The following is a 21,761-nucleotide window of genomic DNA, read 5'->3' as shown; positions in this document are numbered from 1 at the left end:
CCAACTTCATGGGATTCGTCAAACTCGCAGCCATCGCCATCTGGCTCAAATAGCTAAATCGTCACTACCGCCTAGGTCAGGATAGAGCCCGTCGCTGGTTGGGAAGCGCCCCGGCGCGCTTTTCTGCTTCCAGCGAAGAGGCGCAATCGGCATAGGCCTCCTGTCGCGCCACGCTCCAGTAACGCAATTCGTCCACAGGGATGGCGGCTCCGGTCATGGCGCAGGTCACGAAGGAGCCCGGCTGCAGGATCTGGTAGTCGCCGTCCAGATAACGAATCTTCGCCTCGCGGCTGCCTCCGCCTTCAAAACGGTTCATCGGTCTTCTCCTGCGAAAAATCATGTGCGCTTGTAACGCCGAAAATCTGGAAGCTCAACTGCGTCCGAAAAGACGTTCGATATCGCTGAGTTTCAGTTCGATATAGGTCGGGCGTCCATGGTTGCACTGGCCAGATCCCGGCGTCGCTTCCATCTGGCGCAGCAGCGCATTCATCTCGTCGGGGCGAAGTCGCCGCCCGGAGCGAACGGAGCCATGGCAGGCCATGGTGGCGGCCACATGCTCCAGACGGCCTCTGAGGCCATTCGCAGTGTTCCATTCCCCGATCTCGTCTGCCAGATCGCGAATGAGGCTCGCCGCATCGACCTCGCCCAGCATGGATGGTGTTTCGCGAACGGCAATCGCTCCGGGACCGAACCGTTCTATCGCAAGTCCCAGACGGTCCAGTTCTGTCGCATGCATCATCAGCCGGTCGCATTCTTCTTCGGGAAGATCGACGATCTCCGGGATCAGAAGAACCTGCGAGGTCAGCCGGTCCTTTTCCAGCGCCTTGCGCATGGCCTCGAAGACCAGCCTTTCGTGAGCGGCATGCTGATCGACGATCACAAGCCCATTCTCCGTCTGCGCAACGATGTAATTCTCGTGCAACTGCGCGCGCGCTGCGCCCAGCCGATAGCCGGTATCTGGAGCAGGCGAGGATGTGGGGCTGGAATAGGCAGCGTCTAACGTTTCGGAGACCCTCGCGCTGGGTGCCGCGAAGTCCTGAAAGGAGTTTTGCCGCGCCTCTGAGAAGCGCATGTCCTGCGTCGTGGAGAGGGGGCGGGAGGGTGACGATGCCGCCGACCAGCCGGCATTATAACTCGATCTCGTCCAATTGGCTGGCTGTGCGGCCTCAGGACGAAAGGCACGCAGCAGACCATCGGTGCCTGTCGTTGCCGCACGATCTCCCTCGCGGTTCAGCGCCTCGCGGATCGCGCCGACAATGAGGCCGCGAACAAGCCCAGGATCTCGGAAACGGACATCCGCTTTAGCCGGATGAACATTGACATCCACCAGAGCCGGATCGAGCGTGAGCGAAAGCACGGCAACAGGATAGCGCCCGGCAGGAATGGTTTCGGCATAGGCCCCCCGGATGGCCGACAGGATCAGCTTGTCCTGAACCGGGCGTCCGTTGACGAATGCATACTGATGACCGGAATTGCCGCGGTTGAAGGTGGGAAGACCTATGAAGCCGGTAAGGCCGACATCCTCGCGCAGGGCGTCGATCTCGATTGCATTGTCCTTGAAGTCGGCGCCAAGCACCTGCGCCATCCGCCCGAGCGGATCGCCGCTCGTTGCGGGAAACTCCAGCGTCGAACGATCTGAACCGCTCAATGTGAAGCGGATATGTGGAAACGCGATTGCCATGCGTTTCACCACTTCGGTAATGGCTCCGGCTTCGGCACGTTCCGTCTTCAGGAACTTCAGCCGGGCAGGGGTCGCGAAAAAGATGTCGCGAACCTCCACCACCGTTCCTTGATTGGCAGCAGCCGGACGCACGGGCGCCATCTTGCCGCCTACAACGGAGACTTCTACACCCGTCTGAGAGCCTGCCTGCCTGCTTGTAATGGAAAGTTTCGCCACCGAACCGATTGAAGGCAGCGCCTCGCCGCGAAAGCCCAGTGTCCGGATATCGTCGAGCGTATCCGAGATCTTGGAGGTGCAGTGACGGCGGACCGCGAGCGCAAGGTCGTCCGCAGTCATGCCAAAACCGTTATCGGTAATGCGGATCAGGCTTTTGCCTCCGCCTGCCGTCGCAATCTCTATGCGCGTTGCACCGGCATCGATGGCATTTTCAATCAGTTCTTTTGCGGCACTGGCGGGGCGCTCAATCACCTCTCCGGCGGCAATTTGGTTGATGAGGGTTTCAGGCAGTTGTTTTACAGGCATGGCCTATTGTCTCGGATTTGCCTGTGCTTGAGAAGCCCGCATCGATGGTTCTCCCCTACGCAGACAATTAAGTCGAGCTTAACATCCTTGCGATAATCTTAATCAGTAAAGTCGAAGGCCGGGGCAGCTTCGCGCCAGTTTGCTCCTGTCTAACTCAGTTTGGTGAGAACAACGATCCGATCTCTCTCTCTTGTCGGGTAGTAAGGAATAAATATTATGCGTCCGGCCCAGCGTATCTGCCGGCTCCGCTTCACGGAGGTTTTCCATCGGTACAGGATGAGTACGCGATGAGCGAGAACACGCATCTGGAGACCAAATTCCCGTCACAATTGCTTGAAATCGTCGCCGATGCCATTTCGGGCGCCTTTCTCGTCTATGACCGGAACGATACTATCCTGTTTGCCAGTGCACAGGTGCGTACCTTTCTCCCCGTGCAGCCGGATCTCCTTGCACCGGGCGCGCGGCTTCGCGAACTGTTCGGCGCCATTTATGACAATGGCGGCTATTCCCCTCCCAAGCCTGATCGCAAAACGCGGGCCCCGGTCGGACGGGATGACTGGATAGCGGGAGAAATTGCCGCCCTCTGGAAGGAGCGCTCCGAAACAACCGAGCGACGTGGACCGGATCGGTGGATGAGCCTGACGCGCCGTCGCTTCCCCTCCGGGCTTGGCGTCTGCGTGCTTCGGGATATCTCCGAGCATCGCAAAAGGGAAGATCAGTGGCGTGCTGATCTGGAACGTGTGCAGGTTACCGAGGAAATCCTTGAAAACCTGCCGTTTCCAGTCCTGGTGAAGGATCGCTCCCTTACCTATGTCGGCGTCAACCGCTCCTGTGCTGCGCTCTATAATCGTCTTCCGGAAGATATTCTTGGCCGCAATGCCCGCGAGCTTCTTTCGCCGGAACTGGCGGACAGGGTGGACCGTATCAATTCCCGGGTTCTGGAAACAGGGGAGCCATTTCAGATTGCCGAGCGCGTGGTACGGGTCGATGGTTCCACGACAGCTATGCTGACGCGCAAATTCAGGGTGGGGAAACCAGGTCGATATTTGGTCGTTACCATTATGGAGGATTTGTCGGATCTTCTGGGCGGTGGCCTGCCTGCCGATGCCATCTTCACTGGAATGGAGGGGCTGGATTTCGTTCATTCAGATATGCGGCCACCAGATACCTTGGTGGAAGAAGCCCCCGCACCGATGCTTCCGATTGTCGGCCGACGTGTCTTGCTCGTGACGGAAGACATGAGGATCGAGCAAGATGGTCTGCCACAGATGCTGGCTCTTGGTCTTGACGCCACGTCGGCCCGAAGCGCCGAAGAGGTGACGGCGATCACCGATGTTGCGGCTGAGCGTCAGATGACGATCGACCTCATTGCCATCGACAGCGCCATGCCGTTCGAATGCCTTGAGGTGGCGCAGGCCAGTGGCATTGATGTACTTGTCTTCGAAGCCTTCCAGATGGAACGCGAGTTGTTGTCCAAGATCACCCGGCATCTGTTACGTCCCAAGGGCGACAAGGTAGACGAAGAACTCGATGTCGAATGGCAGGTAGCGGCAGATGCGGCTGTCGATGTGCTGGTCGCCGAAGACAATGCCGTCAATCGCATTGTCTTCTCCCAGATCCTCGAAGGTTTCGGTTATACCTATGTTATCGCAGGCGATGGGGAGGAGGCAGTGCGCCTCTGGCGCGAACTCAGCCCGCGCATCGTGTTGATGGATGTAACTCTGCCGAAGCTCAATGGATACGAAGCCGCCTCCAAGATTCGCGAGACGGAAGAGATCCCGGGGCGTACGCCGATCATTGGCGTTCTGTCACCGGCTGTAGAGGGCGACAGGGATGCCTGCTGGGCCGCGGGCATGAACGATGTGGTGATGAAGCCGCTAAGTCCCGATATTCTTGAAGAAAAGTTCCGCAAGTATTTTACTGACGCCGGTGGCGCCGCCAAGCGTGCATAAAACTTGTGTGCAAAGTAGAGCCGATCCTAAATTTTTATTAATCATTCAGCATCATTCTGCGGGATGCGACAGAAAAAGTCGTGGCGAACAAACAAGCGGCGGCCGCATTGCCACAGGTGACGCATAACGAACTTCAGGTCCTGGCCTATCGCGATCCTTTGACAGGGCTCGGGAATCGTCACCGCCTGCGCGAAAAGGTCCGCGCTCTTGTCTCCGAGCGTGCAGAAGACCCTGCGCCGTTTACGATCGGCATTGCCAATCTCGACGGGTTCAAGCCGATCAACGATCTTTTCGGCTCGCAGGCAGGCGACGAGATCCTGTGTCAGGTTGCCCATCGTCTTAAGGCCTGCATCCCCGATGGAGCAACGGTCACCAGGCACGAGGGCGACGAATTTGCTTTCCTGCTGCCTCTGGTCTTTGAGAAGACAAGCGCCGAACGCATTGGCCTGATGATCCGGGAAGTGCTCTCGGCGCCCTACGATCTGGGAGATCGCAACGTGCGCCTCTCGGCATCCTTCGGTTTTGCCATCTATCCGTTTGCAGGAGAAGAATTCGACGAACTGCTGAAAAGCGCCGAAACCGGGCTTTACCGCTCGAAGCGTCGTGGGCGCGGGCAAATCACGGTCTATTCCCGCGAGATCGCCCAGGAAATGAAGCGCTCCACTCAGTTGGAGCAGGCTTTGCGAAACGCCATCATGGCGGATGCGGTTGATGTGCATTTCCAACCCATCGTGCGTATCCGGGATGGATCGGTCGTGGGCTTTGAAGCGCTGGCCCGCTGGATCGATGCCGATCTTGGCTTTGTCTCTCCCGCCGTGTTCGTGCCTCTGGCAGAGGAGCGTGGCTTTATCGATGCCCTATCGGAAACGCTGCTGCGCAAGGCGGCAGAAGCGGCTCTTTCCTGGCCACGCGAACTGTTTCTCTCTTTCAATCTGTCGTCCGCTCAGTTGATGGATCCGACGACCGCTCCAACCATTCTTGCGACATTGGCGCGTGTCGGTCTCGATCCCCTTCGCCTCGAGCTTGAAATCACCGAAACAGCCGTGATGACGTCCGCTGACACGGCAGAGCGCATCATCGCAGAGCTGCGGCAGGCGGGTGTGCGAATATCGCTCGATGATTTCGGTACCGGCCAATCCAGCCTCGGGCGTTTGCGGGACTTCACCTTCGACAAGGTCAAGATCGACCGCGCATTCGTATCCCGCATCACCACGGATCGGGCGTCGGAACATATTGTGAAGGCAATCATCGCCATGTGTGATGGACTTGATCTGCAGGTTGTTGCAGAGGGCATCGAGGGGAAAGCCGACGCTGAAAAACTCAAGGCGCTCGGCTGTTCCATGGGGCAGGGCTATTTCTACGGTCGTCCGGTCGATGCTGCCGCGACGCTGGCCTATCTTGAACGCAACTATCGCGACTTTACCGTGACCACCCGCGAGATTGCATGAAGCGTCTGGTGAGACGGTTTAACACCTCGTTAACTCTGAGTTAGTAGAATTCCTCTGGAAATTGCAGTCAGTGAGTTTCCATGATTATCGATCCTCGGCAAACAGCGCTATTGCTGCTGCGTCAACCGCTTACCCCCTCTTCTGGTACGGCCAGAACACCCGAATCCACAGACTTGACACTGACCGCCAATGGGCAGACGGCCGGGTCAGCCACATTGGAAGAGAGCAAAGAGGTTTCGGACGCTCTTTTTAGCGTCAATTCCACCAATCTCACCAAAAGCAAGTTGGAGCTGATCGATCGTACAGCCGAGGCTCTCGGGGTCACACGCGACGATTTTTCGGACAATAAAGACTTCGTCGCTGCGATGCGCGATTCCCTGCTGCAGCTTAAACTCAAAGGTGGCGACCAAGCTATTCTGGCCCTCGAAAGGGATCTCGGCTTGGATGAGCTCGGGATCAAGATCACCGATATTATCGATAGCGCTTCAGATCCGGATCGAGACGACAAAGTGACAGAAGCACTGAAGCGCAATCTAGGAATTATTTCATATTCCGAAACCGGACGTGGCCTGGTGGCAGTAGACGCCACTGGCGTCTATCGTATCAAATCAGCATAAAAAAGGGCGGTGCCGAGGCCCCGCCCTATTAAGTTGACAACGTGTCTCTCGTTCCAGAGGCTGCCCGTTATGGGCGGGCCTGCGTCGACGGGGTAGTGGCGTTGCCTGCCGGTGCCGCGCCATTCGTCGAAGACGTGGTCGTGGTATCGGTTGCGTTGGAGCGCATTTCAGCCTGCTGATCGCTCAGTGTCTTGAACTCCGGAGCAGCCTTCAGGGAATCTGCTGTCTCGGTGGTTGTGAGGCGCACATTGTTGTTTTCATCGCGCGACATGGTGAGCTTGCTCATTGGAACTGCAACGTCTTTCTCACCGATGCCGAGGAAGCCGCCAACGCCGACCACTGCTGCGACGATGCCGCCGTTCTCTTCCAGGATAAGGTCGTTTACATCGCCGATGCTGTTGTTCTCGGCGTTATAGATCGCCTTGCCGATGTAGTCGTTGGCGCTGATCTGCGTTTCGCTCTGCTGCGTGATATATTCACCGGCGGCGGCGGCAGATGTTGTCGAAGCCGTGCCAGAGGTGCTGTTCATCGCACCGCTATTCGTTGTGCCGGAAGCCTTTGGCATCGTCGTGTCCATCTGCTGGGCGTTCGGCGTCGCGGCCGGGGCAGTGGTGCTGGACTGTGCAAATGCCGGCGCGATTGCGGTAGAGGCCATCAGTACGGCGGCGGCTGCCATGGTGCTAAGGGTCTTCTTCATCTCGAACATACCTTCCTTGGTTTTTGCTCTTGAAGCGCGGTTTGGAGTGTTCTTCACCGCGCCGGTTCGAAAGGAGAATGTCGCTGAAGAGGGGAGGTTCCGTTAAAAGTTGCTAAAAATATAGGCGAAAATGCCGGAACATTTTCGCCTTGTCGTGGTTGCGGCTGTCTTTTTGGTCTGCCGAAAAAGGGTCACGCAAGGAGTTCAGAGCTTGAAATCGGGCTCGAAACGACCGTTCACATCGATTCCCAGATCGAAAGTGAAGCCAGCCTTCGGGTCGATTTCGCGTTCCTGTGCTGTTGCTCCCTCGAAGGCGGAGGTCACGAATATGCGGCTGGCATTTTCGCCAAAAAAGGCCGGGCAGCTTGTCCGCGCGGTGGGCAGCGCATATCGCGCAAGATGAGTCCCGTCGGGCGCATATTTGTCGATTGCGGATTGACCCCAGCGCGCATTCCAAAGCGCTCCCTCGGCATCACACACGGAACCGTCTGCTCCGCCCTCCCGGCTGCCGGTGTCGATGAAGACCGAAGCCTGTTCGGTCGGCAGGCCGGTCTTGGCATCGAGCGCAACCCGCATGATGCGGCTATTGCGTGTATCGGTGAAGTAGCCGATTGCCCCGTCCGGTGAAAAGCAGATGCTGTTGGGAATGCTGATCCCGGTGAAGATGCGGGTGACCTGGTTTCCCGCAACGTGATAGATCGAACCCGCGCCGTCCTGAGCTTTCAGCCCCATCGTGCCGATCCACAGGGCGCCGCTCTGGTGCACGCGCCCGTCGTTGGAGCGATTTCCCATATGGGCTGGTTCAAGTTCCAGATAGGGAGATAGAACGCCTGTTGCGCGCTCGCGGATCATCAGTCCGCGCTCAGTTGCCAGCAATTGCCGCTCGCCGTCGATGCGGGCCAGAACACTTGCCTTGCAGGGCAGGGCATGCAGCTTCTTCTCGCCGGTATCCAGCGAAAGCTCATGCAGTTCCTGACCAAGAATGTTGAACCAGTAGAGCGTCTTCGTGTGCGGGTCGTAGGTTGGACCTTCGCCCAGCATGCAAGGATGATCCGACAGGACGCTACCTTTGAAGTCGAAGATTTCCGTCATGCGGCTTCTCCCACGGCGCGATCATAGGCCTCGATGGTGATGCGCGCCTTGGCAATAACGTCCTCAGCGCTCATGCCCGGCTTGTACAGGCTGGAGCCCAGACCAAAGGCCGTAATGCCACCTTTGACATATTCGGCGAAGTTGGTGTCGGATACGCCGCCCACGGCTGCAATCAGCAGATCCTTCGGCAAAACTGCACGGATGGCATTGATGCCGGACGGACCAAGAACGCTGGCGGGGAAGAATTTTAAGCCCGTTGCGCCTGCTTTTGCGGCAGCCAGCGCCTCGGTCGCAGTAAAGCAACCGGGTAGCGTGATCATGCCCTTTGCCGTCGCTAGCGAAATCACCTCCGGCTCCACATTCGGGCTCACCATCAATCTGCCGCCCGCGTTTTCCAGCGATTGAACATCTTCGACTGTCAGTACCGTTCCGGCGCCGATCAGGCAGTCGGCATGCGCCATCTTCGCGGCGATTTCGATAGAGCGGAACGGATCCGGAGAATTAAGCGGAATCTCGATGGCGGTAAAACCGGTCTCGATCAGACCGCCGACCACGGCCTGCGTTTCCTCCGGTTTCAACCCGCGCAGGATGGCCACGAGCGGACGCTTCATGTCTGGAAAAGGGATACGGCTCATGTCGAAATCCTTTTAATGCGCGAAGAATAGAGAATGGGCAGCTGAGGCAAGCCCGTTGCGAACGGCGAGATCCGCATCCACGGTCTCGAAGTCGAGATCGAGGGCGGCGAATGCGGCTTCATACAGAGTTTGCAGCTTACCGGATGCGACCAGCTGAACCGTCGCGTCTGTTCCGGCAATGGAAAGTCCGCCAGCGAATTCTGTACCAATCAGCAGGCCCGATAGCCTAGCCGCCGCCGAGGTTGCATCCAGCCCGTGCAACAGCTGTCCCGACCGGCATGTGAAAATGAGATTGGTGAACATGGCCGGGTTTTCGCGTGCATGTCTCACCGCAGCGATGAAGGCCGGATGGGAACCATCGAAACTGTCAGCCTCAGCCATGGCATGTTTCAGGATCGTGTGCTTCGACAGAGCGTCGAAGACTTCGCCGGTCATGAATGACGAAAAGCTGGTGACGACATCGTCATCTACGCCCACCCATTTCGAATGCGTTCCCGGCATGCAGACAAGCCGTTGGCTGACGGTGCCGGCAGAGCCCAGCAACTGGGTTTCCTCGCCGCGCATGACATCAGGCATGGTATCGCTGCGCTGGGCGATCCCTGGCAGGATCCAGATGTCCCGCTCTTCCGCCGGAACGCGGACAGCATTTGAAAGAACCGTCGAAAGCCTTGCCGGGACATCGACATAACCGGCCTCGACCCAACCCTGTCGAGCTCCCGCCATGCCGCAGATAACCACGGGCAGGGCAGCACTTGCCTGAACGGCCTGCAGATGAGAGGACAGGACAGTGCCAAAGCCCATGGAGGCCGCCGTCGTCATCCCTTCGCCGCTGCGGCGCTCCGCCAGCACATTGCCGTCTCTGTCCATCAGCCACAGCCGGAAGCTGGAGGTGCCCCAGTCTACAGCCACATAGGCGGGCTCATTCATCAGAGCACTCCTCCATCTACGGTTATCCATTGTGCAGTCATTCCCACCGATGCGGACGATGCCAGGAACAGGCATGGTCCCACGATGTCGGCGGGTAAAAGATTACGTTTGAGGCACTGCCGATCACGCATCGCGGCCATGCCATCTTCCGTCAGCCAGAGCTTCAATTGCCGTTCTGTTACCACCATGCCCGGCAGGATGGCATTCACGCGCACACCCTCCGGCCCCAGACGTCCAGCCAGGCTCTTTGTCAGGCCGAGAACGCCGGCCTTGGCGGTCGTATAGCTCGGCATCGCCCCCATATTCAGCATGAAGGCGATGGAAGACATGTTGACGATCGCGCCTCTGCCGTCCCGGATAAGAGCGGGTGCGGCAGCCTGGGCAGCAAATGCCATGTGTTTCAGGTTGATGGCCTGGTTTTCATCCCAATAGTCCTCGCTCATGTCGAGAAACTCATGGCGGTCGTCTCTGGCCGCATTGTTGATCAGCACACCCAGACCGCCGAGCCTTGCCACCGCCTCGTCGACCGCAGCGCGGACTTCGCTCACGTTGCGAAGATCGGCCTTCAGATAATGAACCGCATGCTTGCTCTGGTTGGAAAGGTCACTGGCAAGCTGGCGCGAAGGCTCTTCCGCCACATCGATGAACGCGACCCTGGCGCCCTGCATGGCAAAGGCTTCGGTCAGCGCTGCACCGATGCCGGAACCGCCACCGGTGATCAGCACGCCGCGATCCTGAAGATCGGAAAAGGAAGGGGCAGGGGATATCGAACGCATTGGTTCCACGACAAGCTGGTAGTTCCATTATTCGGAACAGTGTTTGACTATATGGAATAAAACATCTATTGTCGTCTGGATGTCAATAAGAAGGCGCGCACGAACAACGAGGCTTCGATGTCATCCAGCGACGAGACAGGCACTTTAGGCAAGGCGATCCATCTGCTGGATCTCATTGCATCGGCGCAGGATGCCTTGCGGTTCAGCGATCTGTTGAAGCTGACAGGCCAGCCGAAAGGCAGTCTTCATCGGCAGCTGCGTCATCTGGTCGTAGAGGGTCTGGTCGATCTATCTCCTGACGGCGCCTATCAGCCGGGACTCCGTCTCCTGAAATTCGCCTCGCGGGCCTGGGCGCGTAATACCGCGCGCAAGCTGGCAGAGCCCCACATGAAGCAGTTGCATGATGTGACAGGGGAAACCGTCCATTTCGGAGTGCTCCGTGAAGCCGAAATCGTCTATCTCGACAAACTGGAAAGCAGACAGGCTGTCCGCATGCATTCCCAGGTGGGAAATGCATCGCCGGTCTACTGCACCGGCATCGGCAAGGCAGCCATTTCGTGTCTGACGGAAGATCGTCTCGCAGACCTCGTTCAGCAAGTGCGCTTTCATCGCTACACGGCCAGTACGATTGCAGATGCCGCCGCGCTTAAGAACGCCTTGGGCCTGATCCGGCAACGCGGCTATGCAGAAGACCTGGAAGAACATCAGGCCGGAATATGCTGCGTAGCCGCTTCGATTGTCGTGCCTTCCCAGAATTTCATCGGGGGAATCTCGGTCACCGCACCGGTATTCAGGGCAGGGCCGTTGGAGCGTGAAAAATGGGTTGCGCCTGTGCGCAGAGCCGCAAGCCTGATCGCCGATGACATGGCCTGCGGCCTCAGTCCTGTCCATCAGGACAGATGATAAAGATTCAGAATGAGACTCGATATTTGTAATACAATTGTGTATCGAAGATCAGAGCTTATGAAATTCTCTGTAATCATCCAAAAATTACACGGAATTATTTTAATTTTGATTTGCTAATGAATCGTTAGGTTTAATTTATACACGGACAATGTGAAACCAATCCATGGATGGATTTGCAGAATTTACGAAACACCAGGCGTTTGTAGCCAATTGGCTAACGAGCCTTGAGAAAATTCAGACCCAATTTGAAATTTTTCGCCTGATGCGGCAGCTTTCCGAGCATTTTCACTGCAGCGCGTTTCTCGTGGCAGACTTGCCGGATGCCACAGTAACCGAGATTTCCGCAAGCTCCATCATCACCAACTGCCCCCCTGAACTCATTGCCCTTTTCGATCAGCACAAATTTCTGAACAATAGTCCTGTCATCCACAGAATCCGGGTAAGCGTTCTGCCCTTCAGCTTCGAGCTTAAGGAACTTGCAAAAGAGCGCGGTAGCCAGGCGGTGAGGGAACTGTTCGCCCGTTTCGGAATGGACAGCGGTGCGGTGTTCCCGGTCCATGATCTATCCGGCAAGCGGGGTTGGGCAGGCCTTTGCGGGCAGGGGGTCGACTTTTCCCTCTATGAGATGATGGCGCTCTCCTATTGCCTCAACCATGTCTATCAGCAACTGGCGCATCTGCGCTCGCAGGATATTCGGGTCAGCGACAAGCTGGTCGACCGCGAGCTTGCATGTCTGACTTGGACAGCCGCAGGCAAGACGAGCGCGGAAATCGCAGAAATCCTGGGCCTGTCAGAGCACACCGTCAACCACTACCTCAACCGCGCAACCCGCAAGCTCAATGCGGTCAACCGCACTCAGGCTGTCGCCAAGGCGATCCGCGGCAATCTGATTGTCTGAAAGGCATTTTCAGACGTCTGGTTCGCAGGTAGCTTAAAGTTTCGGCAGCGCCAATCTTTCATGGCCGGTCCCAACTTGGCCTTTCCGCAAAAATCCGGGATTCATCCTCGAAATCTGGTTTGGCACGCTTCGTGCATCTTTCGCTGCGGTCCAGAGGGGACTGGAAAGCGCACAAAGAGGCGCGATCAAAAAAACCGCCGGATGGCGTAGCGCGGTCTTGCAACTGCAGCAGCGCCATCCGGCGTTTTGGTTTTCAGCCATAGCTCGATTGTCTCACATGTCGCACACCTGTACTTGGCGGTTGCGCTTTCATCGCAGCGCCTATACCAAATGTCGATGATATGAACCGATTGCGTGGGACCGGAGACCTTCATCCGACGAGGAGCATACCGGAGAGCGATGCTCCTGCATCGGTCGAGGATTGCGACAAAGTCGGTGGAGGAAATCCGGCCCATCCCGGGCGCTTTTGGTCTTCGGACGTCGTCGAAAATCCGCGACGGACCATCGGGTCCGACTGTGGTTCTCTTCTCGCCGCAAACCAAAATCGCTCCGGCGCAATCGGTCCCTATCGTCGACATTTGGTATTACTATATGTGCAGTCGGTAACATCATCGGTCGAGAATTGCCGGTGAGAGACAGCAGGAGCGAGCGGGTATGGCCGAAGTAACCAAGGATCTTGTCATCGATACACTCCGCAAGGTGCGCGGACCGGATCTGGAAGGCGATCTCATCTCCCGCAACATGGTGTCGGATGTCTTCATCGCGGATGGCAAGGTCTATTTCTCCATCAGCGTGCCATCGGAACGTGCTGAAGAACTGGAGCCCATGCGGCAAGCCGCCGAACGGGCCGTAAAGGCAATTCCGGGCGTGAAGGGCGCACTCGTCACCCTGACGGCCGACCGCAAGGCAGGAGCCGCCGCCGCTACCAAGCCCGCAACCGCGCCGTCCCAGAGCCCGGGCAATTCTCATGCGGGCCACTCTCACGCCGGGCATTCACACGGTGCGCAAGGCGGGCGAGCGCAGAAGGCTGGCGTTCCTGGTGTCGGCGCCATCATCGCAGTCGCATCCGGCAAGGGCGGCGTCGGCAAGTCCACGACCGCGGTCAATCTGGCGCTGGGTCTGATGGCCAACGGTCTTAAGGTTGGCCTGCTGGATGCAGATATCTACGGCCCTTCGGTGCCGCGCCTGCTGAAGATCTCTGGTCGGCCCAAGCAGATCGACAACCGCATCATTGTGCCCATGGAGAATTATGGCCTGAAATCCATGTCCATCGGCTATCTGGTCGATGAGGATGCCGCCATGATCTGGCGCGGACCGATGGTGCAATCCGCCATTCTGCAAATGCTTCGCGAGGTTGCCTGGGGCGAACTCGATGTTTTGATCGTGGACATGCCGCCCGGTACGGGCGACGCCCAGCTGACCATGGCGCAGCAGGTACCGCTTGCCGGTGCCGTCATCGTGTCGACGCCGCAGGATCTCGCCCTGATCGACGCGCGCAAGGGCATTGCCATGTTCAAGAAAGTAGAAGTTCCGCTTCTCGGTATCATTGAGAACATGAGTTATTTTCTCGCGCCGGATACGGGCAAGCGCTACGATATCTTTGGCCATGGCGGCGCTCGCGCCGAGGCCGAACGCATCGGCGTTCCATTCCTCGGCGAAGTGCCGCTTACCATGGATATCCGTGAAAAATCCGATGCAGGAACGCCTGTCGTCGTGGCGGACCCTAACGGTGCCGCCGCTGAAGTATACAAGGGTATTGCTCGCCAGGTTTGGGAACAATTGGCAGGGCGCCGGGCAAGGCCTGCACCAAACATCGTCTTCGAATAACCTGCGAAGTCGACATCTTCAGTTTGATACAAATGCAGGCAAAGATTCGTTTTGCTTGCATTTACCGAGGGCAGGTCTTATACGCGCCTCCGTTTGGGACGGGGAACCGGAACTGAGGTCCTACTATTGTAATGTGCCGGGCATGATGCACCGGCACGGAGATGCCCGTGATCAACGCTTACCTGTCCAACGGTTCCGTCAGCGAACTGACGCCCGAAAAGCCGGAATTTCTTCTTCCTGAAGATGTTGTGTGGATTGATCTCCATCATCCGACATCCCAGGAGGATCAGTTCGTCGAGCAGCTTCTCAGCATTTCGATCCCTACCCGGGACGAGTTGAAGGATATCGAGCCGTCCAGTCGGCTTTATGCCGAAAACGGTGCGCTTTATATGACCGGTTCACTGGTCTGGCGCGCAGACAGCAAGGACTCCAAGCTCACTGACGTCGCATTCATTCTCACGACGGATAGGCTTGTCACGGTCCGTTACGCGGACCCGAAGTCCTTCAGCCTCTTTGTCGCAGCCCTCGGCCGCGCACCGGAGGAGATCTGCAACGGGCGCACACTTCTCGCGCATCTTCTGGAGACGATCGCGGATCGTACGGCGGAAATCATGGAGACCGTGGTGTCGCGGGTGGATCACCTCGCCACGGATATCTTTCGCGAACGAACCGAGCGGCGCCCGCCGAAATTCCTGGAAAGCAAGCTGGCGGAAATCGCCGAGGTTCACCGCCTTGTCGGAAAGGTGCGTGACAGTCTCGGCTCGCTCTCTCGCCTGCTGACCTTTTTGCAGAATGCCTCTGTCATCCAGAAGGACGAGGACGTGCGCAAACTGTGTGCAACGGTCGCACAGGACGTCACGACTCTTTCGGAGCATGCCAGTTTCGTGGCAGGTAACATAGCCTTCCTCCTGGATGCTTCACTGGGCCTGATCAATGTCGAGCAGAATGCCATCATCAAGATCTTCTCGATTGCCTCGGTTGTCTTTCTGCCGCCAACACTCGTGGCATCGATCTACGGCATGAATTTCCAACATATGCCGGAACTCTCCTGGCAACTGGGCTATCCGCTTGCCCTGTTCGCCATGGTGCTTTCCGCCATCATTCCCTTTTTCTTCTTCCGCTGGAAAGGCTGGCTCTAAAGGCCAGATCTTCGGATGTCACACGAGACTGAAGCACAGGTTCACGACGACAAGAGCCTAAAGCACATGCTGGCGCTCACGCTGGGTTCGATCGGCGTCGTCTATGGCGACATCGGCACCAGTCCGCTCTACGCCTTTCGCGAGGCGCTGCGGCCGGTGTCCGCCGACGGTCTGGCCAATGTCGAGATCATCAGCATCATCTCCCTGATGATCTGGACGCTCACCATCATCGTGACCATCAAATATGTCCTGTTCCTGCTGCGCGCCGATAACGACGGCGAGGGTGGAACACTGTCTTTGCTGGCCATGCTGATCAAGACGGCCGGCGGAAACAAGATGGTGCTCATCATCCTGGGCCTTATCGGGGCCGCACTGTTTCTCGGCGATGCCATGATCACCCCGGCGCTATCGGTTCTTTCTGCAGTGGAGGGGCTGAAACTGGTGACGCCCGCCTTCGACGAATGGGTGCTGCCGATCTCGATTGTCATCCTCATCGGTCTGTTTGCAATCCAGTCTCAGGGCACGGCCAAGGTTTCTCGGTTTTTTGGACCCATCACGGCGCTCTGGTTTATCGCCATGGGGTTAGGGGGCGTGCTGCACATCAGCGACGATCTCAGCATCCTTTATGCGTTCAACCCGGTTTATGCCGTTACCTTTCTATTCAACGAGGGGTACCTTGGGATCGTCGTTCTGGGCGCTGTCTTCCTGACCGTCACGGGTGCCGAGGCGCTCTACGCCGACCTTGGCCATTTCGGACGTCGTCCGATCCAGTGGGCCTGGTTCGTGCTGGTTTTTCCCGCGCTGACCCTGAACTATCTGGGGCAGGGAGCCCTGGTCATGCAGAACCCGGAAGCGGCGTCGAACCCGTTTTACCTGATGTTCCCGTCGTGGGCGCTTCTGCCCATGGTCTTGCTCGCCACCGCCGCGACGATTATCGCCAGCCAGGCGGTGATAACCGGGGGCTTTTCGCTTGTCCGGCAGGCGATCCATCTCGGCTATCTGCCGCGCATGCAGATCCTGTTCACGTCTGAAACGAATACCGGGCAGATCTTCCTGCCGGCCGTCAATCTTGTTCTCCTGATCGGTGTTCTCGCGCTCGTTCTGGGCTTCGAAAGTTCCGATGCGCTCGCCACGGCCTATGGTATTTCGGTAACGGGTGCGATGGTCGTGACCACCCTTATGGCGTTTGAATTCGTTCGCGCCCGTTGGCGCTGGCCGCGTTGGGTCGCGGCCCTGGCACTTGCGCCGCTTCTTGCACTCGAAGTCGTGTTCCTCGGCGCAAACCTGCTCAAGATCCACGATGGTGGCTACGTGCCGGTTATGATGGCTGCTGGCTTCACCATCATCATGTGGACCTGGAAGCGCGGCACGCTCATTCTGGCCGAGAAGACCAAACGCATCGACGTGCCGCTGACAAGCTTTGCCACCTCCATCGAGAAATCCATCGAAAACAAGAGCAAGCATGCACCCGTCAGCGTACCGGGAACGGCGATCTTCCTGACCAGCGATCCGGAATCCGCGCCGGCCGCCTTGATGCACAATCTCAAGCATAACCATGTGCTGCATGAGAGAAACGTGATCCTGACCATTCGCACGGTCAACAAGCCGCGCGTGGCACAGGAGAATTCGTTCTCTGTCGAAAAGCTCAACGAGCGCTTCACGCTCATCGAACTGCGTTACGGCTTCATGCAGTCTCACAACGTGTCGCAGGCTTTGGGTTACCTGCGCAAATGCGGCATCAAGTTCGACATCATGTCGACGTCCTTCTATCTCGGACGCCGCAAGCTGGTGCCGGATGCCGAATCAGGCATGCCCATGTGGCAGGACAGGCTCTTCATTGGTCTGGCCAATACCGCGACTGATCCTTCTGATTACTTCCATCTGCCTGCCAACCGCGTGGTAGAGCTGGGTTCCCACGTCATCATTTGATCGCGTTTCATGCGCGGGTGTGAGCTGGAAAGGTCACACCCGCGTGAGCGCCACCGTACCGTTTTGATCGGTCATACCAAATGTCGATGATAGGGACCGATTGCGCCGGAGCGATTTTGGTTTGCGGCGAGAAGAAAACCACAGTCGGACCCGAAGGTCCGGCGCGGATTTTCGACGACGTCCGAAGACCAAAATCGCCCGGTCCTCTGGATGGGCCGGATTTCCTCCACCGACTTTGTCGCAATCCTCGACCGATGCAGGCGCATCGCTCTCCGGTATGCTCCTCCTCGGATGAAGGTCTCCGGTCCCACGCAATCGGTTCATATCATCGACATTTGATATTAACCGTCCATTAGGGTTAATATTAGATTCTCCACGCTCAAGAGTTGACGTGTTGGAGTTGTCTTGTGCTGCGTTTGAGAAATATCGCCCGAAAGCGGATTTCGCTTGCCGACCGCTGGGCAGCCCCCACCCTTTTTGGTCTCATTGCCTGGTTGTCATTCCCCAGCCTCCCCGCGCACGGGGATCTGAGTGATCTCCTCTCCGGTTTTGAACGCTCCGGTGCGCAGTGGCGCATGGTGATGACGAAATCACCTGCGGGGTCTATCCATTCGGCAGAGCTTGCCTTCCCTCCGGGTGAAGACCGCATTGTGTCCGATGCTGGCTTCAGCCTGCCCAACGGCCAGAAGATTGCCATCGTGGCGGGCAAGAAGGAAGATCAGCATATTCCCGACGAAGACCGGGTGAACCGTGCCCAGAAGAAGGGAAGGGTGGTGGCCGTCGTACCCATGTTGCCGCCGCGGGCCTTCAGTGCCGGCTCCATTCTGCAGCGAAGCAGTTCGCTTCTCGCCCCCGTCATCCGCGCCGAAGATCAGGTTGCGTTTGCCAAGGCGCCGAAGGCCAGCGAAGAGGTGAAACTCGCTGCCTTCTATTTCCGCCGCTCGGAGGAAAAGAAACCCGATGCCGGTCTTTCACCCATGGTGGCAAAACTCGTCACCAATCCGAAAGCCGATATCCTTGCCACGGCCTATGCTCCAGCCAAGCCCGACTACGCACGGCAATCGCCTTTCGATGCGATCCTGACGGAAAAAAAGGATGACGGTCGTTTCATCCCGGATATTGGACCTGAGGACCATACATGGGCGGCAACGCCCCTGCCGCCAGATGCCTTTTCCCCGCAGGAGCAACAGTGCCTTGCATCCGGCATCTACTTCGAGGCTCGCGGCGAATCGGTGAAGGGCCAGGCGGCCGTCGCTCAGGTTATCCTCAATCGCGTGCGCAATCCCGCTTATCCCAAGACGATCTGCGGCGTCGTCTACCAGAACGAGGATTGGCGCAACCGCTGCCAGTTCTCCTTCGCCTGTGACAACATCAAGGATCGTATCCGCTCGGAAGAACACTGGAAAATGGCACGTGAAGTGGCCATGGCAACCACGGCCGGCAAGATATGGTTGAAGGAAGTCGGTTCCGCAACTCACTACCATGCGGTCTATGTCCGCCCCAATTGGGCACCGACCATGAAAAAGGTAGGCCGTATCGGACTGCATGTCTTCTACCGCACCTATGGCGGCGGCTGGAGCTGAGGACCGTCGATTCCGCGACTTCTACAGGACGTACTAATCGTTCTTAATCTCAAGTAGTTGATTTTTCGTCATAAATTTGTTCTGGATGAGTGTCGGTTAACGCCTTGACTATGGGGGCGCGCAAAACTATGTTGCGCCCGACTTCAAAACGGGCCGGAAGGCGCTATTTCCCAAGGCTTCGAGAGAGGCTTAAGACCGAAAATTCGGTCTGCTGGAGCCAGGGAGAGGCGCATGACCGACAACGATGACGATAGTCTGGAGCAACGACGCGATGCTCTTTCCGCAAAACTGGCGGCAAGGGAACGCAGCGAGGCGATTGAAACCGCGAAGGAAAAGCAATCCGAGGAAAGCCGTAAGGGAATGGCTCTCGGGTTGAAGATTTCTTCCGAATTCATTGCTGCTATCGCTGTTGGCGCCATGCTTGGCTATCTGATCGACCGTTTTGTCGGCACGACGCCTTGGGGGATGATCATACTTCTTCTTCTCGGTTTCTGTGCCGGAGTGCTGAACGTGCTTCGTGCCATGGGCATGGTCGCAACCCCGGATCCGGGTGTTTCTCGCGGCGGTGATATGAACCACAAGCGCTAAGGCTCAGATTTAGAGGCTAGCTGCCAATTGCGGCGGCCATGAGGAAAGAAAAGGTAGAGCGGTGGCGAACGACCCGACGCATCAGTTCCAGATCTTCAAGATCGTGCCAATCGAAGTTGGTGGTATCGATTTCTCCTTTACCAATGCGTCCCTGTTTATGGTCGCCACGGTTGCCTGTGCTGCCGGTTTTCTCTACTTCTCGACTGCCAATCGCGGCCTGATCCCGGGTCGTTCGCAGTCGGTTGCCGAGCTCTCCTATGAGTTCATTGCGTCCATGCTGCGCGAAGGTGCGGGCAGCCACGGGATGAAGTTCTTCCCGATGGTCTTCTCGCTCTTTATGTTCGTGTTGACGGCAAACCTGCTCGGCATGTTCCCGTACTTCTTCACGGTTACCAGCCAGATCATCGTCACCTTCGCGCTGGCGCTGTTCGTCATCGGCACTGTTGTCGTCTACGGTTTCTACAAGCACGGTCTGCACTTCCTCAATGTTTTCGTGCCAAGCGGTGTTCCGGGTGTGCTCCTGCCGCTGGTTGTCGCGATCGAAATCATCTCATTCCTGTCCCGTCCGATTTCGCTGTCGGTTCGTCTTTTTGCCAACATGCTGGCGGGACACATCACCCTCAAGGTGTTCGCGGGCTTCGTCGCTTCGCTTGGAACCCTGGGTGCAATCGGTATCGGTGGCGCGACATTGCCCCTGATCATGACGGTCGCTCTGACCGGTCTGGAATTCCTCGTAGCCTTCCTGCAGGCCTACGTCTTTGCGGTACTCACATGCATGTACCTCAACGATGCAGTTCACCCAGGCGGCCACTGAGGAACGACATTGGCGTATTGAAGCGTCAGTCAACCGCCGCAACAAACCATTCTAAGGAGTTCACACATGGAAGCGGAAGCAGCAAAGTTCATCGGTGCAGGTCTGGCTTGCTTTGGCATGGCTGGTACGGCTCTCGGCCTCGGCAACATCTTCGGCAACTACCTCTCCGGCGCTCTTCGCAACCCGTCTGCTGCTGACAGCCAGTTCGGCCGTCTGGTATTCGGCTTCGCCGTTACGGAAGCTCTGGGCATCTTCTCGCTGCTCGTAGCGCTCCTCCTGCTGTTCGCCGTCTAATAACCGGCAAAACGATCAGATCACGGCCGCCACGATGTGTGCCGTGATCCTTCCTATTGAATACCCCCCTGGAGGTGATGATGTTCGTGACACCGGCATTTGCGCAACAAGCTGCGCCGGCCAATGGCGCCACGCAAGGTGAAGTGCATACGGAGACGGGTGTCGCTCACAATGAGCATGGCACTGGCGTATTCCCGCCTTTCGACCAGTCGACCTATGCTTCGCAGCTGCTCTGGCTCGTCATCACTTTCGGTCTTTTCTATCTGCTCATGCAGAAGGTGATCGTGCCCCGCATCGGTGGCATTCTCGAACACCGTCATGACCGGATTGCACAGGATCTCGATGAGGCCTCCCGTCTGAAGGCTGAAGCAGACGCTGCCGTCGCCACCTACGAGAAGGAATTGGCGGAAGCCCGTTCCAAGGCCGGTGCGATTGCCGAAAGCGCTCGTGAAGCAGCGAAGGTCAAGGCCAACGCCGACCGTGCAGCCATCGAAGCTGAACTGGCTGGCAAGCTGGCCGCCGCCGAAGCCCGCATTTCTGAAATCAAGGCTGCTGCTTTTGCAGAAGTCGGTGCGATTGCCGAAGAAACCGCGTCTACGATTGTCGACCAGCTCATTGGTCCCAAGGCCAGCGCCGAAGACGTCAGGGCTGCAGTTGCAACCGCAAAGGTAGGAGCCTGATATCATGGCATTTGATGCATCATTCTTCGCCTTAGTAGGCCTTGTTCTCTTCCTTCTTCTTCTCGTATACCTCAAGGTTCCTGGCATGATGGCCTCGTCGCTGGACAAGCGCGCCGCCAACATCCGCGAGGAACTCGATCAGGCCAAGCGTCTTCGTGAAGAGGCGCAGGCTCTGCTCGCCGAATACCAGCGCAAGCGCAAGGAAGCCGAAGCTGAAGCGGCTGCCATCGTTGCCTCCGCAGAACGTGAAGCCGCTGCCCTGACAGAAGAAGCCCGTCAGAAGACGGAGGAATTCGTCGCGCGCCGCAATGCTCTTTCGGAACAGAAGATCCGCCAGGCAGAAGCCGATGCGATCGGCGCCGTTCGCGCCGCCGCTGTCGATCTGGCTGTTGCCGCTGCCGAAAAGGTCATTGCTGCCAAGGCTGATGCCGCCACGCAGCAGGCCCTGTTCTCTCAGTCCGTCGGTCAGGTGAAGGCTCGCCTGAACTGATCTTTCAGACATCTGAGTTTGCAAGAAGGCTGGGGCAACCCGGCCTTTTTCGCGTTTGGAGCCTGTGGTGACGATCCGGTGGAATGCGTGGGATCTTGGCCAATCCGGGGTAGTAGCATCGTCCTGCGAACCGAACAGCATGAATCGCGGGCAGGCTGCTGGGGTGAGGTGCGGGGATCAGAACGTTGAATCTAGGTCGTGGTGATGATTTAAGGATTGGGATTCCCAAAAGAGCGCAAATCGGATTCAAAGCTGATTTTGGAGAT

At 57.6% G+C, this 21,761-nt stretch carries 21 protein-coding genes; 14 read left to right on the top strand and 7 right to left on the bottom strand.

Annotated elements, in window-relative coordinates:
• Nucleotides 1-76: 76 nt before the first annotated feature.
• Nucleotides 77-316, bottom strand: coding sequence for a DUF2093 domain-containing protein (locus tag MUU53_RS20585; RefSeq protein ID WP_247262545.1), 240 nt, complete (start codon nt 314-316; stop codon nt 77-79).
• Nucleotides 317-370: 54 nt separating this feature from the next.
• Entirely contained in the window at nt 371-2,203 is a 1,833-nt protein-coding gene (mutL, locus tag MUU53_RS20580) for a DNA mismatch repair endonuclease MutL (RefSeq protein WP_247262544.1), read from the bottom strand.
• 287 nt (nt 2,204-2,490) lie between these two features.
• Between mutL and MUU53_RS20575 the strand changes: the two genes are divergently transcribed.
• The 3 genes from MUU53_RS20575 (at nt 2,491) to MUU53_RS20565 (ending at nt 6,220) form a co-directional block, all read left to right on the top strand.
• Nucleotides 2,491-4,155 carry a response regulator gene (locus tag MUU53_RS20575; protein WP_247262543.1) on the top strand — a complete coding sequence of 555 codons (1,665 nt, stop codon included), beginning with the start codon at nt 2,491-2,493 and terminating at the stop codon, nt 4,153-4,155.
• Between the two features lie 80 nt (nt 4,156-4,235).
• On the top strand, nt 4,236-5,603 hold the full coding sequence (locus MUU53_RS20570; protein WP_247262542.1) for a putative bifunctional diguanylate cyclase/phosphodiesterase: 1,368 nt from the start codon (nt 4,236-4,238) through the stop codon (nt 5,601-5,603).
• 80 nt (nt 5,604-5,683) lie between these two features.
• Complete coding sequence (locus tag MUU53_RS20565; RefSeq protein WP_247262541.1) at nt 5,684-6,220, top strand: hypothetical protein; 537 nt, start codon at nt 5,684-5,686, stop codon at nt 6,218-6,220.
• Nucleotides 6,221-6,287: 67 nt separating this feature from the next.
• On the opposite strand, the gene MUU53_RS20560 is transcribed toward MUU53_RS20565, so the two are convergent.
• The 5 genes from MUU53_RS20560 to MUU53_RS20540 all read right to left on the bottom strand — a co-directional run bounded on the left by MUU53_RS20560 (nt 6,288) and on the right by MUU53_RS20540 (nt 10,347).
• Nucleotides 6,288-6,917, bottom strand: coding sequence for a PRC-barrel domain-containing protein (locus MUU53_RS20560; protein WP_247262540.1), 630 nt, complete (start codon nt 6,915-6,917; stop codon nt 6,288-6,290).
• A 204-nt stretch (nt 6,918-7,121) separates the two neighbouring features.
• Entirely contained in the window at nt 7,122-8,009 is an 888-nt protein-coding gene (locus MUU53_RS20555) for an SMP-30/gluconolactonase/LRE family protein (RefSeq protein WP_247262539.1), read from the bottom strand.
• Nucleotides 8,006-8,644, bottom strand: coding sequence for a 2-dehydro-3-deoxy-6-phosphogalactonate aldolase (locus tag MUU53_RS20550; RefSeq protein ID WP_247262538.1), 639 nt, complete (start codon nt 8,642-8,644; stop codon nt 8,006-8,008). The genes MUU53_RS20555 and MUU53_RS20550 overlap by 4 nt, the downstream gene beginning before the upstream one ends.
• A 12-nt stretch (nt 8,645-8,656) precedes the next feature.
• Entirely contained in the window at nt 8,657-9,571 is a 915-nt protein-coding gene (locus MUU53_RS20545) for a 2-dehydro-3-deoxygalactonokinase (RefSeq protein WP_247262537.1), read from the bottom strand.
• The gene (locus MUU53_RS20540; RefSeq protein ID WP_247262536.1) at nt 9,571-10,347 is read right to left on the bottom strand and encodes an SDR family NAD(P)-dependent oxidoreductase; all 777 of its coding nucleotides are present in this window, start codon (nt 10,345-10,347) and stop codon (nt 9,571-9,573) included. The genes MUU53_RS20545 and MUU53_RS20540 overlap by 1 nt, the downstream gene beginning before the upstream one ends.
• A 117-nt stretch (nt 10,348-10,464) precedes the next feature.
• On the opposite strand from MUU53_RS20540, the gene MUU53_RS20535 reads away from it, so the two are divergent.
• From MUU53_RS20535 to MUU53_RS20485, 11 genes are all read left to right on the top strand, one after another.
• Nucleotides 10,465-11,250, top strand: a complete 786-nt coding sequence (locus MUU53_RS20535; RefSeq protein ID WP_247262535.1) for an IclR family transcriptional regulator — start codon at nt 10,465-10,467, stop codon at nt 11,248-11,250.
• A gap of 166 nt (nt 11,251-11,416) precedes the next feature.
• On the top strand, nt 11,417-12,151 hold the full coding sequence (locus MUU53_RS20530; RefSeq protein ID WP_281435209.1) for a helix-turn-helix transcriptional regulator: 735 nt from the start codon (nt 11,417-11,419) through the stop codon (nt 12,149-12,151).
• Nucleotides 12,152-12,805: 654 nt separating this feature from the next.
• The gene (locus MUU53_RS20525; protein WP_247262533.1) at nt 12,806-13,978 is read left to right on the top strand and encodes an Mrp/NBP35 family ATP-binding protein; all 1,173 of its coding nucleotides are present in this window, start codon (nt 12,806-12,808) and stop codon (nt 13,976-13,978) included.
• Nucleotides 13,979-14,145: 167 nt separating this feature from the next.
• A complete protein-coding gene (locus tag MUU53_RS20520; protein WP_247262532.1) occupies nt 14,146-15,117 on the top strand; it encodes a magnesium transporter CorA family protein in 972 nt (323 codons plus the stop codon).
• A gap of 15 nt (nt 15,118-15,132) precedes the next feature.
• Nucleotides 15,133-17,046 carry a potassium transporter Kup gene (locus MUU53_RS20515; RefSeq protein WP_377307308.1) on the top strand — a complete coding sequence of 638 codons (1,914 nt, stop codon included), beginning with the start codon at nt 15,133-15,135 and terminating at the stop codon, nt 17,044-17,046.
• Between the two features lie 410 nt (nt 17,047-17,456).
• Nucleotides 17,457-18,629, top strand: a complete 1,173-nt coding sequence (locus MUU53_RS20510) for a cell wall hydrolase (protein WP_247262546.1) — start codon at nt 17,457-17,459, stop codon at nt 18,627-18,629.
• Nucleotides 18,630-18,860: 231 nt separating this feature from the next.
• Nucleotides 18,861-19,217 (top strand): AtpZ/AtpI family protein, encoded by a 357-nt coding sequence (locus MUU53_RS20505; RefSeq protein WP_247262531.1) that lies wholly within the window; start codon nt 18,861-18,863, stop codon nt 19,215-19,217.
• A 61-nt stretch (nt 19,218-19,278) separates the two neighbouring features.
• Nucleotides 19,279-20,031: a F0F1 ATP synthase subunit A gene (locus tag MUU53_RS20500; protein ID WP_247262530.1), complete on the top strand. Its 753-nt coding sequence runs from the start codon at nt 19,279-19,281 to the stop codon at nt 20,029-20,031.
• 66 nt (nt 20,032-20,097) lie between these two features.
• A complete protein-coding gene (locus MUU53_RS20495) occupies nt 20,098-20,325 on the top strand; it encodes a F0F1 ATP synthase subunit C (protein ID WP_010026583.1) in 228 nt (75 codons plus the stop codon).
• 77 nt (nt 20,326-20,402) lie between these two features.
• The gene (locus MUU53_RS20490) at nt 20,403-21,005 is read left to right on the top strand and encodes a F0F1 ATP synthase subunit B (protein WP_247262529.1); all 603 of its coding nucleotides are present in this window, start codon (nt 20,403-20,405) and stop codon (nt 21,003-21,005) included.
• Nucleotides 21,006-21,009: 4 nt separating this feature from the next.
• Complete coding sequence (locus MUU53_RS20485) at nt 21,010-21,495, top strand: F0F1 ATP synthase subunit B (protein ID WP_247262528.1); 486 nt, start codon at nt 21,010-21,012, stop codon at nt 21,493-21,495.
• The last annotated feature ends 266 nt before the right edge of the window (nt 21,496-21,761 follow it).

This window comes from Affinirhizobium lemnae, from assembly GCF_022968395.1.
GTDB lineage: Bacteria > Pseudomonadota > Alphaproteobacteria > Rhizobiales > Rhizobiaceae > Neorhizobium > Neorhizobium lemnae.
This window is presented reverse-complemented; position numbering and strand designations above follow the sequence as displayed.

Bases quoted from the DNA above. Each gene is read 5' to 3' on its own strand.
- MUU53_RS20585 (WP_247262545.1), bottom strand. From the start codon at position 316: ATGAACCGTTTTGAAGGCGGAGGCAGCCGCGAGGCGAAGATTCGTTAT.
- mutL (WP_247262544.1), bottom strand. From the start codon at position 2,203: ATGCCTGTAAAACAACTGCCTGAAACCCTCATCAACCAAATTGCCGCC.
- MUU53_RS20575 (WP_247262543.1), top strand. From the start codon at position 2,491: ATGAGCGAGAACACGCATCTGGAGACCAAATTCCCGTCACAATTGCTT.
- MUU53_RS20565 (WP_247262541.1), top strand. From the start codon at position 5,684: ATGATTATCGATCCTCGGCAAACAGCGCTATTGCTGCTGCGTCAACCG.
- MUU53_RS20560 (WP_247262540.1), bottom strand. From the start codon at position 6,917: ATGAAGAAGACCCTTAGCACCATGGCAGCCGCCGCCGTACTGATGGCC.
- MUU53_RS20555 (WP_247262539.1), bottom strand. From the start codon at position 8,009: ATGACGGAAATCTTCGACTTCAAAGGTAGCGTCCTGTCGGATCATCCT.
- MUU53_RS20550 (WP_247262538.1), bottom strand. From the start codon at position 8,644: ATGAGCCGTATCCCTTTTCCAGACATGAAGCGTCCGCTCGTGGCCATC.
- MUU53_RS20545 (WP_247262537.1), bottom strand. From the start codon at position 9,571: ATGAATGAGCCCGCCTATGTGGCTGTAGACTGGGGCACCTCCAGCTTC.
- MUU53_RS20540 (WP_247262536.1), bottom strand. From the start codon at position 10,347: ATGCGTTCGATATCCCCTGCCCCTTCCTTTTCCGATCTTCAGGATCGC.
- MUU53_RS20535 (WP_247262535.1), top strand. From the start codon at position 10,465: ATGTCATCCAGCGACGAGACAGGCACTTTAGGCAAGGCGATCCATCTG.
- MUU53_RS20530 (WP_281435209.1), top strand. From the start codon at position 11,417: ATGGATGGATTTGCAGAATTTACGAAACACCAGGCGTTTGTAGCCAAT.
- MUU53_RS20525 (WP_247262533.1), top strand. From the start codon at position 12,806: ATGGCCGAAGTAACCAAGGATCTTGTCATCGATACACTCCGCAAGGTG.
- MUU53_RS20515 (WP_377307308.1), top strand. From the start codon at position 15,133: ATGTCACACGAGACTGAAGCACAGGTTCACGACGACAAGAGCCTAAAG.
- MUU53_RS20505 (WP_247262531.1), top strand. From the start codon at position 18,861: ATGACCGACAACGATGACGATAGTCTGGAGCAACGACGCGATGCTCTT.
- MUU53_RS20495 (WP_010026583.1), top strand. From the start codon at position 20,098: ATGGAAGCGGAAGCAGCAAAGTTCATCGGTGCAGGTCTGGCTTGCTTT.
- MUU53_RS20490 (WP_247262529.1), top strand. From the start codon at position 20,403: ATGATGTTCGTGACACCGGCATTTGCGCAACAAGCTGCGCCGGCCAAT.
- MUU53_RS20485 (WP_247262528.1), top strand. From the start codon at position 21,010: ATGGCATTTGATGCATCATTCTTCGCCTTAGTAGGCCTTGTTCTCTTC.